The sequence below is a fragment of the Pseudomonas sp. CC11G genome (assembly GCF_056174845.1).
In genome coordinates, this window is sequence record NZ_JBWBZC010000004.1 from 247,324 (window position 1) to 260,186 (window position 12,863).

At 58.6% G+C, this 12,863-nt stretch carries 13 protein-coding genes; all 13 read left to right on the plus strand.

Translation table 11 applies throughout. From position 1 onward, the window contains the following. Position 1: 1 nt before the first annotated feature. The 13 genes from atpB to AC0V2S_RS07510 all read left to right on the plus strand — a co-directional run bounded on the left by atpB (position 2) and on the right by AC0V2S_RS07510 (position 12,854). A complete protein-coding gene (gene atpB / locus AC0V2S_RS07450) occupies positions 2-871 on the plus strand; it encodes a F0F1 ATP synthase subunit A (RefSeq protein WP_475509190.1) in 870 nt (289 codons plus the stop codon). A 126-nt stretch (positions 872-997) separates the two neighbouring features. Further along, entirely contained in the window at positions 998-1,255 is a 258-nt protein-coding gene (gene atpE / locus AC0V2S_RS07455) for a F0F1 ATP synthase subunit C (RefSeq protein WP_002555987.1), read from the plus strand. A gap of 54 nt (positions 1,256-1,309) precedes the next feature. Next, positions 1,310-1,780 carry a F0F1 ATP synthase subunit B gene (locus tag AC0V2S_RS07460; protein WP_108095250.1) on the plus strand — a complete coding sequence of 157 codons (471 nt, stop codon included), beginning with the start codon at positions 1,310-1,312 and terminating at the stop codon, positions 1,778-1,780. Between the two features lie 14 nt (positions 1,781-1,794). Then, positions 1,795-2,331, plus strand: coding sequence for a F0F1 ATP synthase subunit delta (locus tag AC0V2S_RS07465; RefSeq protein ID WP_475509191.1), 537 nt, complete (start codon positions 1,795-1,797; stop codon positions 2,329-2,331). A gap of 21 nt (positions 2,332-2,352) precedes the next feature. Beyond that, the gene (gene atpA, locus AC0V2S_RS07470; RefSeq protein ID WP_475509192.1) at positions 2,353-3,897 is read left to right on the plus strand and encodes a F0F1 ATP synthase subunit alpha; all 1,545 of its coding nucleotides are present in this window, start codon (positions 2,353-2,355) and stop codon (positions 3,895-3,897) included. Between the two features lie 62 nt (positions 3,898-3,959). Next, positions 3,960-4,820, plus strand: coding sequence for a F0F1 ATP synthase subunit gamma (gene atpG, locus AC0V2S_RS07475; RefSeq protein ID WP_475509193.1), 861 nt, complete (start codon positions 3,960-3,962; stop codon positions 4,818-4,820). 30 nt (positions 4,821-4,850) lie between these two features. After that, on the plus strand, positions 4,851-6,227 hold the full coding sequence (gene atpD, locus AC0V2S_RS07480) for a F0F1 ATP synthase subunit beta (RefSeq protein ID WP_475509194.1): 1,377 nt from the start codon (positions 4,851-4,853) through the stop codon (positions 6,225-6,227). Positions 6,228-6,271: 44 nt separating this feature from the next. Next, positions 6,272-6,697 (plus strand): F0F1 ATP synthase subunit epsilon, encoded by a 426-nt coding sequence (locus AC0V2S_RS07485; RefSeq protein ID WP_475509195.1) that lies wholly within the window; start codon positions 6,272-6,274, stop codon positions 6,695-6,697. A gap of 192 nt (positions 6,698-6,889) precedes the next feature. Then, positions 6,890-8,248: a bifunctional UDP-N-acetylglucosamine diphosphorylase/glucosamine-1-phosphate N-acetyltransferase GlmU gene (gene glmU / locus AC0V2S_RS07490; protein WP_475509196.1), complete on the plus strand. Its 1,359-nt coding sequence runs from the start codon at positions 6,890-6,892 to the stop codon at positions 8,246-8,248. 91 nt (positions 8,249-8,339) lie between these two features. Further along, positions 8,340-9,110 (plus strand): DeoR/GlpR family DNA-binding transcription regulator, encoded by a 771-nt coding sequence (locus AC0V2S_RS07495; RefSeq protein ID WP_475509197.1) that lies wholly within the window; start codon positions 8,340-8,342, stop codon positions 9,108-9,110. Positions 9,111-9,120: 10 nt separating this feature from the next. After that, a complete protein-coding gene (gene glmS / locus AC0V2S_RS07500) occupies positions 9,121-10,971 on the plus strand; it encodes a glutamine--fructose-6-phosphate transaminase (isomerizing) (RefSeq protein ID WP_475509198.1) in 1,851 nt (616 codons plus the stop codon). A 172-nt stretch (positions 10,972-11,143) separates the two neighbouring features. Further along, the gene (locus AC0V2S_RS07505) at positions 11,144-11,605 is read left to right on the plus strand and encodes a helix-turn-helix domain-containing protein (protein ID WP_475509199.1); all 462 of its coding nucleotides are present in this window, start codon (positions 11,144-11,146) and stop codon (positions 11,603-11,605) included. Beyond that, positions 11,598-12,854, plus strand: a complete 1,257-nt coding sequence (locus AC0V2S_RS07510; RefSeq protein WP_475509200.1) for a type II toxin-antitoxin system HipA family toxin — start codon at positions 11,598-11,600, stop codon at positions 12,852-12,854. The genes AC0V2S_RS07505 and AC0V2S_RS07510 overlap by 8 nt, the downstream gene beginning before the upstream one ends. Positions 12,855-12,863 lie beyond the last annotated feature (9 nt).

Here is a 12,863-nt window from a genome sequence, read left to right on the forward strand (position 1 = left end):
CATGGCAGAACAAACCGCTTCGGGCTATATCCAGCACCACTTGCAGAACCTGACTTTCGGGAAAACGCATACCGGTGATTGGGGCTTTGCCCACACTGCACAAGAAGCCAAAGAAATGGGTTTCTGGGCATTCCACGTCGACACCCTGGGCTGGTCCGTTGCCCTGGGTCTGATCTTCATCCTGCTGTTCCGCATGGCGGCCAAGAAAGCCACCTCCGGCCAACCTGGCGGTCTGCAGAACTTCGTTGAAGTGATGATCGAGTTCGTCGACACCAGCGTTAAGGACAGCTTCCACGGCCGCAACAAGCTTATCGCGCCCCTGGCTCTGACCATTTTCGTCTGGGTGTTCCTGATGAACGCCGTCGACTTGGTGCCGGTGGACTGGATTCCACAGCTGGCCATCCTGATCACGGGCGACCACCACATTCCGTTCCGCGCCGTTTCCACCACAGACCCGAATGCCACCCTCGGCATGGCCCTGTCGGTGTTCGCGCTGATCATTTTCTACAGCATCAAAGTGAAGGGCATCGGTGGTTTCATCGGTGAACTGACTCTGCATCCATTCGGCAGCAAGAACATCGCGGTTCAGATCCTTCTGATTCCGGTCAACTTCCTGCTGGAGTTCGTCACCCTGGTCGCCAAGCCTATTTCGTTGGCACTGCGGTTGTTCGGCAACATGTACGCCGGTGAGCTGGTGTTCATTCTGATCGCTGTGATGTTCGGCAGTGGTCTACTGTGGCTGAGCGGCTTGGGCGTGGTGTTGCAGTGGGCGTGGGCGGTATTCCACATCCTGATCATCACCCTGCAAGCGTTCATCTTCATGATGCTCACCATCGTTTATCTGTCGATGGCGCACGAAGACAACCACTGATAGCGCGCAAGCGCTGTGAGTGAGCGGCCCCTGCCTGGGGCCGCAGCCCGCAAGGGCAGGCAAGTTCGCTTTACTGCTTTACCTTAAAAACCTTAAACCAATACGACATAAAAGTCGGGAGGAAAGATGGAAACTGTAGTTGGTCTGACCGCGATCGCCGTAGCACTGCTGATTGGCCTGGGTGCCCTGGGTACCGCCATTGGTTTCGGCCTGCTGGGCGGCAAATTCCTGGAAGGCGCTGCGCGTCAGCCGGAAATGGTTCCAATGCTGCAAGTTAAAATGTTCATCGTGGCTGGTCTGCTCGACGCCGTGACCATGATCGGCGTTGGTATCGCACTGTTCTTCACCTTCGCGAACCCCTTCGTTGGTCAACTCGCAGGCTAATCACTCGTTTACGAGTGATTGGTTTGCCGGACAACGAACGAGCGAGGTGTTGGCGTGAACATTAATGCAACCCTGATTGGCCAGTCCGTTGCCTTCTTCATCTTTGTGCTCTTTTGCATGAAGTTCGTGTGGCCTCCGGTCATCGCGGCTTTGCAAGAGCGTCAAAAGAAGATTGCTGATGGTCTGGACGCTGCTAGCCGTGCAGCTCGCGACTTGGAGCTTGCCCACGAGAAAGTGGGTCAGCAACTGCGCGAAGCCAAAACGCAAGCAGCTGAAATCATTGAGCAAGCCAAAAAGCGCGCTACCCAGATCGTCGACGAAGCTCGCGATCAGGCCCGTGTTGAAGGTGAGCGCCTGAAGTCTCAGGCTCAGGCCGAGATCGAACAGGAATTGAACAGCGTCAAAGACGCCCTGCGCGCCCAATTGGGTGGCTTGGCTGTCAGCGGTGCTGAGAAGATTCTGGGCGCCACTATCGACCAAAACGCGCATGCGGAGCTGGTTTCCAAACTGGCAGCCGAAATTTAAGCGAGGGCGCGATCATGGCAGAACTGACCACGTTGGCCCGACCTTACGCCAAGGCAGCTTTTGAGTACGCTCAGGCCCACCAGCAACTGGCCAATTGGTCAGCCATGCTCGGCCTGGCTGCGGCGGTGTCGCAAGACGCCACCGTACTTAGCGTGCTTACGGCCCCGCGTTTGACGAGTACAGACAAGGCCACCACCTTCATTGAGGTGTGTGGTGACAAGTTCGATGCCAAGGTACAGAACTTCATCCAGGTATTAGCCGAGCACAACCGTATCGAGCTACTGCCGCAAATCGCCGAATTGTTCGAGCTGTTGAAAGCCGAGCAGGAAAAATCGGTTGATGTGGATGTAACCAGTGCCTTTGCATTGAACGACGAACAGCAAGACAAACTCGCCAAGGTTCTCAGTGCACGGCTCGGCCGGGAAGTGCGCCTGCACGCTGCGGAGGATGCCAGCCTTATTGGTGGCGTCGTAATCCGCGCCGGCGACCTGGTAATCGATGGCTCAGTCCGCGGCAAAATCGCGAAACTAGCCGAAGCATTGAAACTTTGAGTTTGAAGGGGCAGCAGAGCAATGCAGCAACTCAATCCTTCCGAAATTAGTGAAATCATCAAGGGTCGCATCGACAAGCTCGATGTGGCCTCCCAAGCCCGCAACGAAGGCACCATCGTCAGCGTGTCTGACGGTATTGTGCGGATCTACGGTCTCGCCGACGCTATGTATGGCGAAATGATCGAGTTCCCGGGCGGCGTCTATGGCATGGCCATGAACCTTGAGCGCGACTCTGTCGGCGCCGTGGTTCTGGGTGCATACCAGTCGCTGGCTGAAGGCATGAGCGCCAAGTGCACCGGCCGCATCCTCGAAGTTCCGGTTGGTCCGGAACTGCTGGGTCGCGTAGTCGATGCCCTGGGTAATCCTGTCGACGGTAAAGGCCCGCTGAACAACGTCGCTACCGACGCGGTTGAAAAGGTTGCACCAGGCGTGATCTGGCGTAAATCGGTCGACCAGCCAGTGCAAACTGGCTACAAGGCCGTCGATGCCATGATCCCGGTTGGTCGCGGTCAGCGTGAGCTGATCATCGGTGACCGTCAGATCGGTAAAACCGCTCTGGCCATCGACGCCATCATCAACCAGAAAAACAGCGGCATTTACTGCGTCTACGTGGCAATCGGTCAGAAGCAATCGACCATCGCCAACGTGGTTCGCAAGCTGGAAGAAAACGGCGCGTTGGCTAACACCATCATCGTCGCTGCCAGTGCCTCCGAATCCGCTGCGCTGCAATTCATTGCACCGTACGCCGGTTGCACCATGGGCGAATACTTCCGTGACCGCGGTGAAGATGCGCTGATCGTTTATGACGATCTGTCCAAGCAGGCTGTGGCGTATCGCCAGATCTCCCTGCTGCTGCGTCGTCCACCAGGCCGCGAAGCCTACCCAGGTGACGTGTTCTATCTCCACAGCCGTCTGCTGGAGCGCGCATCCCGCGTTTCCGAAGAGTACGTAGAGAAGTTCACCAACGGCGCTGTGACTGGCAAAACCGGTTCCTTGACCGCTCTGCCGATCATCGAAACTCAAGCTGGCGACGTTTCCGCGTTCGTTCCGACCAACGTGATTTCCATCACCGACGGTCAGATCTTCCTGGAATCGGCCATGTTCAACTCCGGTATCCGTCCGGCAGTGAACGCCGGTGTTTCGGTATCGCGTGTTGGTGGTGCCGCTCAGACCAAGATCATCAAGAAGCTCTCCGGTGGTATCCGTACCGCTCTGGCTCAGTACCGTGAATTGGCCGCTTTCGCCCAGTTCGCTTCTGACCTGGACGAAGCCACCCGTAAGCAGCTTGAGCATGGTCAGCGCGTTACCGAGCTGATGAAGCAGAAGCAATATGCGCCGATGTCCACCGCCGACATGGCGTTGTCCCTGTATGCCGCCGAGCGTGGCTACCTGGTCGACGTCGAGATCGCCAAGATCGGTAGCTTCGAACAAGCGCTGATTGCTTACTTCAACCGCGATCTGGCCGAACTGATGGCCAAGATCAACGTGAAGGGTGACTTCAACGACGAAATCGACGCTGGCATGAAAGCCGGTATCGAGAAGTTCAAAGCCACCCAAACCTGGTAAGCCGCGATGGGGGCCTCGGCCCCCATCCTGCTAGCCGATAGGTGTACCTATATAGGTGTTGCATGGCAGGCGCAAAAGAGATTCGCAGCAAGATTGCGAGCATCAAAAGCACGCAAAAGATCACCAGCGCCATGGAAAAGGTCGCTGTCAGCAAGATGCGCAGAGCACAAATGCGCATGGCTGCCAGCCGTCCTTACGCGGAGCGTATCCGCCAGGTGATTGGTCATCTGGCCAACGCTAACCCGGAATACCGTCACCCGTTCATGATCGACCGCGAAGTTAAGCGTGTTGGTTATGTGGTGGTGAGCAGTGACCGTGGTCTGTGCGGTGGCTTGAATACCAACCTGTTCAAGGCCCTGGTCAAGGACATGGCGGCAAACCGCGAACAAGGCGTAGAGATTGATATCTGCGTAGTAGGCAGCAAGGGTGCGGCGTTTTTCCGCAACTTCGGCGGTAACGTCGTCGCTGCAATCAGCCACCTGGGCGAAGAGCCGTCGATCAATGATCTGATCGGCAGCGTCAAGGTGATGCTGGATGCCTACCTGGATGGCCGTATTGATCGCCTGTCCGTGGTTTCCAACAAGTTCATCAACACGATGACGCAGAAGCCGACAGTGGAACAGTTGATTCCGTTGGAAGCCGATCCGGATCAAGATCTCAAGCATCACTGGGACTATCTCTACGAACCCGACGCCAAAGAGCTGCTTGACGGCCTGATGGTGCGCTACGTGGAGTCGCAGGTGTACCAGGCGGTGGTCGAGAACAACGCTGCTGAACAAGCAGCCCGGATGATCGCGATGAAGAATGCGACTGACAACGCCGGTGATCTGATCAGCGATCTACAGCTGATCTACAACAAGGCACGTCAGGCGGCGATCACCCAAGAGATCTCGGAAATCGTTGGCGGCGCTGCCGCGGTTTGATACCGGTTCAAATATTCAGAGGATCCAGCTATGAGTAGCGGACGTATCGTACAAATCATCGGCGCCGTGATCGACGTGGAATTCCCACGTGATCAGGTTCCGAGCATCTACGACGCCTTGAAAGTTCAAGGCGCCGAAACCACCCTCGAAGTTCAGCAGCAGCTGGGCGACGGCGTGGTTCGTACCATTGCGATGGGCTCGACCGAAGGCTTGAAGCGCGGTCTGGACGTCAGCAACACCGGCGCAGCCATCTCCGTACCAGTCGGTAAAGCGACCCTGGGCCGGATCATGGACGTACTGGGCAACCCAATCGACGAAGCCGGTCCGATCGGCGAAGAAGAGCGTTGGGGCATTCACCGCCCAGCACCGTCCTTCGCGGAACAAGCTGGCGGCAACGACCTCCTGGAAACTGGCATCAAGGTTATCGACCTGGTTTGCCCGTTTGCCAAAGGCGGCAAGGTTGGTCTGTTCGGTGGTGCCGGTGTTGGTAAAACCGTAAACATGATGGAGCTGATCCGTAACATCGCGATCGAACACAGCGGTTATTCCGTGTTCGCCGGTGTGGGTGAGCGTACTCGTGAAGGTAACGACTTCTACCACGAGATGAAGGACTCCAACGTTCTCGACAAAGTAGCCTTGGTCTACGGTCAGATGAACGAGCCACCGGGCAACCGTCTGCGCGTAGCGCTGACCGGTCTGACCATGGCTGAGAAATTCCGTGACGAAGGTAACGACGTTCTGCTGTTCGTCGACAACATCTACCGTTACACCCTCGCCGGTACCGAAGTATCCGCACTGCTGGGCCGTATGCCTTCCGCGGTAGGTTACCAACCGACCCTGGCCGAAGAGATGGGCGTTCTGCAAGAACGTATTACTTCGACCAAGCAAGGTTCGATCACTTCGATCCAAGCGGTATACGTACCTGCGGACGACCTGACCGACCCGTCGCCAGCGACCACCTTTGCTCACTTGGACGCCACCGTCGTTCTGTCCCGTGACATCGCCTCCCTGGGTATCTACCCAGCGGTAGATCCACTGGACTCGACTTCGCGTCAGCTCGATCCGAACGTGATCGGCCAGGACCACTACGACACCGCTCGCGGCGTTCAGTACGTTCTGCAGCGCTACAAAGAGCTGAAAGACATCATCGCGATCCTGGGTATGGACGAGCTGTCGGAAACCGACAAGCAACTCGTATCCCGCGCTCGTAAGATTCAGCGCTTCCTGTCGCAGCCGTTCTTCGTGGCTGAAGTCTTCACCGGTGCTTCGGGTAAATACGTTTCCCTGAAAGACACCATTGCTGGCTTCAAAGGCATCCTCAACGGTGACTACGACCACCTGCCAGAACAAGCGTTCTACATGGTTGGCGGCATCGAAGAAGCTGTCGAAAAAGCCAAGAAACTGTAATCCCAGCGCCCGGCAACGGGCGCTAATCAGGGTAGGGCAAGCAAATGGCTATGACAGTCCATTGCGATATCGTCAGCGCAGAAGGCGAAATCTTCTCCGGTTTGGTGGAGATGGTGATTGCGAGCGGCAGCTTGGGTGATCTTGGTATCGCCATGGGTCACGCGCCGTTGATCACAAACCTGAAGCCGGGCCCGATTCGTCTGATCAAGCAAGGCGGCGACACCGAGGTGTTCTACATCTCCGGTGGTTTCCTGGAAGTGCAACCGAACATGGTTAAGGTTTTGGCCGACACCGTGCAACGTGCAGACGACCTGGATGAAGCTTCTGCTCAAGAGGCCGTTAAGGCCGCTGAGAAAGCTCTGCAAGAGAAAGGCTCGGAGTTCGACTACAGTGCCGCCGCTGCCCGTCTGGCCGAGGCTGCAGCCCAGCTGCGCACCGTTCAGCAAATTCGCAAGAAGTTCGGCGGCTAAGCCCGCAGCTCTTCATCGCGATGAAGTAAAAGGGTAGCCTTGGCTACCCTTTTTCTTTTTCTGAAATAGGCTTTTCCGCCCGCATAGGGCCAGCGTTCCACCTCGTAGTTGCTCCAGAAGTTCTTGTGCATTCCTCGTTGAACACCGTGTTCACCGAACCCCCAAAATTCACCCTGCTCAGGACCCCGCCCCATGTCACTCGATATCGTTATCCTCGCCGCCGGCCAAGGCACCCGCATGCGCTCCGCATTGCCCAAGGTGCTGCACCCCATCGCCGGCAAATCCATGCTGGGACACGTTATCGACACGGCGCGCAAATTGGCGCCCAGCAGCATGCAGGTGGTGATCGGCCATGGCGCCGATAAGGTCCGGGAACAGCTCGCCGCAGACGACCTGAGCTTCGCGCTGCAGGCCGAACAGCTCGGCACCGGCCACGCCGTGGCGCAGGCGCTTCCCAAACTCTCGGCAGACATCGTGCTGATCCTCTACGGCGATGTGCCGCTGATTGAAGAGCACACCCTGCAACGCCTGCTTGCCTTGGTGAACGAGCAGCAGCTCGGCCTGCTGACCGTCGAGCTGGCCGACCCCACCGGCTATGGCCGCATCCTGCGCAATGAACAGGGCAGCGTGCAGGCCATCGTCGAGCAGAAAGACGCCACCGACGCCCAACGCGCCATTCGCGAAGGCAATACCGGCATTCTCGCCGTACCGGGCAAACGCCTCGCCGATTGGCTAGGTCGCCTGTCCAACAGCAACGCCCAGGGCGAGTATTACCTCACCGACGTGATTGCCATGGCGGTGGCCGATGGCCTGGTAGTTGCCACCGAACAGGCCGGCGATGAAATGGAAGTGCTCGGCGCCAACGACCGAATCCAGTTGGCCCAACTCGAACGCCACTACCAATACCGCGCTGCCCGCCGCCTGATGGCACATGGCGTGACCCTGATCGACCCTGCACGCTTCGATGTGCGCGGTGACGTCACCGTGGGCCGCGACGTGCTTATCGACGTCAACGTCATCCTCGAAGGCCAGGTGGTGCTGGAAGATAACGTGCAGATCGGCCCGAACTGCGTCATCAAAAACACCACGCTGCGCAAAGGCGCCATCGTCAAAGCCAACAGCCACCTCGAAGGTGCCGAAGTGGGTGAAGGCGCTGACTGCGGTCCGTTCGCCCGTTTGCGCCCTGGGTCGGTACTGGGTGCCAAAGCCCATGTGGGTAACTTCGTTGAACTGAAAAACGCCGTTCTGGGTGAAGGCGCCAAGGCCGGCCACCTCAGCTACCTGGGCGACGCCGAAATTGGCGCGCGCACGAACATCGGTGCCGGCACCATCACCTGCAACTACGACGGCGCCAACAAGCACCGCACCGTGCTGGGCGCCGACGTATTTATTGGTTCCAACAGTGCCCTGGTGGCGCCGGTCACCCTGGGAGATGGGGCTACCACCGGTGCCGGCTCGGTGATCACTGCTGACGTTCCCGCCGAAACCCTGGGCGTGGGCCGCGCCAAGCAGCGCAACATCGAAGGCTGGAAGCGCCCGGTCAAAAAATAACGCCTGACCGATCTCCAGCAAATTTCCCCTTGACGCAAAACCTTCGGTTTGTTTTGATTCGCGCACTTATCTTTCGAATCGAAACTTACGAATGTCGAAGCGCAACACACCGCAACGTCGCCACACCATCCTTGCCTTGCTCGCCGAGCACGGCGAGGTGAGTGTCGATGAGCTGTCCAAAGCCTTCGCTACCTCCGAAGTCACCATCCGCAAAGACCTCGCGGCACTGGAAACCAACGGCCTGCTCTTACGCCGTTACGGTGGCGCTGTAACGATGCCTCAAGAGCTTATTGCCGACAGCGCGCAACCGGTTTCCCAGTACAAACAAGCCATCGCCCGCGCCGGCGTCGCCTGCATAAAGGAACACGCGCGCATCATCATCGACAGTGGCACCACTACCGCCGCGATGATTCCGCAGCTCGGTCACAAGCCTGGCCTGGTGGTCATGACCAACTCCCTGAATGTGGCCAGCGCCCTGAGCGAACTGGAACACGAGCCCGTGCTGCTGATGACCGGCGGCACCTGGGACCCCCACTCCGAATCCTTCCAGGGCCAGGTCGCCGAACAGGTGCTGCGCTCCTATGATTTCGACCAACTGTTCATCGGCGCCGACGGCATCGACCTGGCGCGCGGCACCACCACCTTCAACGAACTGCTGGGCCTTAGTCGCGTCATGGCTGACGTGGCCCGCGAAGTGATCGTGATGGTCGAGTCCGACAAAATTGGCCGCAAGATTCCCAACCTGGAACTGCCCTGGAGCAGCGTCCAAACCCTGATCACCGATGACCGCCTCGACCCCGAGGCGCGAGCATCCATCACCGCGCGTGGGGTCAACCTCATCTGCGCGGCGTTACCTGCTTAAGGAGAAAGTTATGTGTGGCATCGTCGGCGCCGTCGCTGAGCGCAACATCACCGCCATCCTCGTCGAAGGTCTGAAACGTCTGGAATACCGCGGCTACGACAGCGCAGGCCTGGCGGTTTTCAGCAATGAGGGCGTACTCGAGCGCCGCCGCCGCGTCGGCAAAGTGAGCGAACTGGAACAGGCCCTGGCCGGTGAACCGCTGGCCGGCCGCCTCGGTATTGCCCACACCCGTTGGGCCACCCATGGCGCGCCGAGCGAGCGCAACGCCCACCCGCATTTTTCCGGCAGCGACCTGGCGGTGGTGCACAACGGCATCATCGAAAACCACGAAGTCCTGCGCAAACAGCTGCAAGGCCTGGGTTACGTATTCAGCTCGGACACCGACACCGAAGTCATCGTCCACCTGCTCGACCACAAGCTGAAAGAACTCGGTGATCTGACCATCGCCCTCAAGGCCACGGTCAAAGAACTGCACGGTGCCTACGGCCTGGCCGTGATCAGCGCCAAGCAACCCGACCGCCTAATCGCCGCCCGTAGCGGCAGCCCGCTGGTGATCGGCCTGGGTCTGGGCGAGAACTTCCTCGCCTCTGACCAGTTGGCCCTGCGCCAGGTCACTGACCGCTTTATGTACTTGGAAGAAGGCGATATCGCCGAAATTCGCCGCGACAGCGTGCAAATCTGGACCGTCGACGGTCAGCCGGTAGTGCGCGAAAGCGTGCAATACCACGAAGGCGCCGAAGCCGCCGACAAGGGCGAATACCGCCACTTTATGCTCAAGGAAATCCACGAGCAGCCCAAGGTCGTGCAACGTACCCTCGAAGGCCGTTTGGGCACCGACCACGTGCTGGTTCAAGCCTTCGGCCCGCAAGCGGCCGAGCTGTTCGCCAAGGTGCAGAACGTACAGATCGTGGCGTGCGGCACCAGCTTTCACGCCGGTATGGTCGCCCGTTACTGGCTCGAAGAACTGGCCGGCATTCCCTGCCAAGTCGAAGTCGCCAGCGAATTCCGCTACCGCAAGGTGGTAGTGCAGCCAGGCACCCTGTTCGTGAGCATCTCGCAATCCGGCGAAACCGCCGACACCCTGGCAGCCCTGCGCAACGGCAAGGCTAAAGGTCCGAGCAACGGCGGCTACTTGGCCAGCCTGGCGATCTGCAACGTGGGCATTAGCTCTCTGGTGCGTGAGTCCGATCTGACCCTGCTCACTCAAGCCGGCCCGGAAATCGGCGTCGCCTCTACCAAAGCCTTTACCACCCAGTTGGTGGCGCTGATGTTGCTCACCCTGTCGCTGGGCCAAGTGCGCGGAACCCTCGCTGCGGGTGTAGAAGCCGAACTGGTGGAAGAATTGCGCCGCCTGCCGACCCGCCTGGGCGAAGCCCTCGCCATGGACGGTACCGTGGAGAAAATCGCCGAACTGTTCGCCGAAAAACACCACGCCCTGTTCCTTGGCCGTGGCGCGCAATACCCGGTGGCCATGGAAGGCGCGCTCAAGCTCAAGGAAATTTCGTATATCCACGCCGAAGCCTACCCGGCCGGTGAGCTGAAGCACGGCCCGTTGGCGCTGGTCGACGCCGATATGCCGGTGGTCACCGTGGCGCCGAACAACGAGCTGCTGGAAAAGCTCAAATCCAACCTGCAGGAAGTGCGCGCCCGTGGTGGCGAGCTGATTGTCTTCGCGGACGTGCAGGCCAACATGAGCAACGGCGAGGGCACCCACGTCATCAACATGCCGCATATCTCCGACGCCCTGGCGCCGATTCTCTACACCCTGCCGTTGCAGTTGCTGTCCTACTACGTGGCCGTTTTGCGCGGTACCGACGTAGATCAGCCACGTAACCTGGCCAAGAGCGTCACCGTGGAATAACTCCACCCGCTACCACACAGTGAGATTTTTCATTGAAAGTGGTTGAAAGTATTTTTATGTTTTTCGCTTAAAAACGAATAAATACTTTCTTTAATCGGGTTTAAGCCCAGTGACAAGAAAACCATGTGCTAGTATTTTTTCAAATTGGTCCTGAAATTGAAGAAATACTGCCATGCCGAAAAAAACCGCACCCCTCCTGCCATCTGCGGAGCGGCTGCTGCGCCAGTTGGGCGAACGAATTGAACTCGCCCGCAAGCGTCGCAAGATAACCGCGACACAGATGGCGGCGCGCGCCGGTATGAGCGCCCCCACGTTGCGAGCCCTGGAGAGCGGTAGCCCCGCAGTGACCATCGGCGCCTACGTGTCTGTGTTAGTAGCGTTGGGGCTGGAGAAGGACCTCGAACTGCTTGCACGCACCGACGAGTTAGGCCGAGATCTGCAAGATGCGGAGTTGAAAGGGCGTTCTTCAGTCGAGCGCATCAAGCCAACGCTGACTCCGTCGCGCACGGCGCCAGGGGACAATCTGGTGCTCGCTGCTGCGCAAGAGAAAATCCCGACGTCAGCTGCCGCTGCCAGCCGAAGCCAGACCAGTTCTGAACTGGCGAAGGCGATTTTAGGGGACGACGATGCCTGAACGGATCTTCGTGTACGCCGACTGGAATGAAATAGAACCGGTGTTGCTTGGCACCCTTCACGCCCGCAGATTGGCAGTTTCCGAGCGAATGGAGTTCGAGTACGCGCGAGCTGTTCTGCACACCCGTCATACGCACATTGCAATTGACCCTCGAATTCAGCCCTACGAGGGGCGGCAATACCCTGCAGGCAATATTTTTGGTTGTTTCGCTGACTCCTCGCCTGATCGTTGGGGGCGCCTGCTCATGGACCGTCGCTTGGAACGAGATAAGCGCGCAGGAATAGCTGCGCAGGACGTGCGGCTATTCGAGTCGGATTACCTCATCGGTGTGCATGACGCTTACCGGGTAGGGGGCTTGCGCTTCAAGGTGGCCGAAGACGGAGAGTTCCTGGATAGCCATGCGCAGCAGGCGGCTCCGCCTATGGCCCGTATGCGTGAGCTGGAAGAGGCTTCGCGTCGTTTCGAAGCGGGCGAGGATCAAGGGGCTCAGGGACAGGACTGGATTCGGATGCTCATTGCTCCAGGCGGCTCGCTGGGTGGCGCAAGGCCCAAGGCAAGCGTCGTCGATGATGATAATTCCCTGTGGATAGGGAAGTTCCCGAGCAACAGGGACACCCATGATGTGGGCGCCTGGGAGATGGTCGTCAACACCTTGGCCCAAGGCTGCGGGCTGAATGTGGCAGAAGGAAAAGCGCAACGGTATGCGAGTGAACATCACTGTTTCATGGTCAAGCGCTTCGACAGAACAGCCAAGGGCGGTCGGCGGCATTTTGCTTCAGCGATGACCCTGACCGAACACCAGGACGGTGACGGGCATGAAACGGGGGCGAGCTATCTGGAGATCGCCGAGGTATTGATCAGGCAGGGGGCTGCTGCCGACAAGGACCTTGGCGAGCTGTGGGGAAGAATTGTCTTCAACATGCTGGTTTCAAATACGGATGACCATCTGCGAAACCATGGTTTTCTGTTAGACCCCGAGCGCGGTTGGCGCCTGTCGCCTGCCTATGACATGAACCCTGTACCGGGTGAGACGGGCTTGAGGCTCAATGTTTCAGAGGCAGATAACGCCATCGATCTTGGTTTGGCACTCGATGTAGCCGGCTACTTCCGGGTGGCTCCGGACCAGGCCAGGCAAACCATAGAGCGCTTCCAGCACGTCATCAGGAAATGGCCCAGGGTCGCCCGCCATCTGGGGATTCCCGCCAATGAGCAAATGCGGATGGCGCCCGCATTCAGGCTGGCTGGTTAGTTCGCGCAA

Bases quoted from the DNA above. Each gene is read 5' to 3' on its own strand.
- AC0V2S_RS07485 (WP_475509195.1), top strand. From the start codon at position 6,272: ATGGCTATGACAGTCCATTGCGATATCGTCAGCGCAGAAGGCGAAATC.
- atpB (WP_475509190.1), top strand. From the start codon at position 2: ATGGCAGAACAAACCGCTTCGGGCTATATCCAGCACCACTTGCAGAAC.
- glmU (WP_475509196.1), top strand. From the start codon at position 6,890: ATGTCACTCGATATCGTTATCCTCGCCGCCGGCCAAGGCACCCGCATG.
- AC0V2S_RS07505 (WP_475509199.1), top strand. From the start codon at position 11,144: ATGCCGAAAAAAACCGCACCCCTCCTGCCATCTGCGGAGCGGCTGCTG.
- AC0V2S_RS07495 (WP_475509197.1), top strand. From the start codon at position 8,340: ATGTCGAAGCGCAACACACCGCAACGTCGCCACACCATCCTTGCCTTG.
- glmS (WP_475509198.1), top strand. From the start codon at position 9,121: ATGTGTGGCATCGTCGGCGCCGTCGCTGAGCGCAACATCACCGCCATC.
- AC0V2S_RS07510 (WP_475509200.1), top strand. From the start codon at position 11,598: ATGCCTGAACGGATCTTCGTGTACGCCGACTGGAATGAAATAGAACCG.
- AC0V2S_RS07465 (WP_475509191.1), top strand. From the start codon at position 1,795: ATGGCAGAACTGACCACGTTGGCCCGACCTTACGCCAAGGCAGCTTTT.
- atpE (WP_002555987.1), top strand. From the start codon at position 998: ATGGAAACTGTAGTTGGTCTGACCGCGATCGCCGTAGCACTGCTGATT.
- atpG (WP_475509193.1), top strand. From the start codon at position 3,960: ATGGCAGGCGCAAAAGAGATTCGCAGCAAGATTGCGAGCATCAAAAGC.
- atpA (WP_475509192.1), top strand. From the start codon at position 2,353: ATGCAGCAACTCAATCCTTCCGAAATTAGTGAAATCATCAAGGGTCGC.
- atpD (WP_475509194.1), top strand. From the start codon at position 4,851: ATGAGTAGCGGACGTATCGTACAAATCATCGGCGCCGTGATCGACGTG.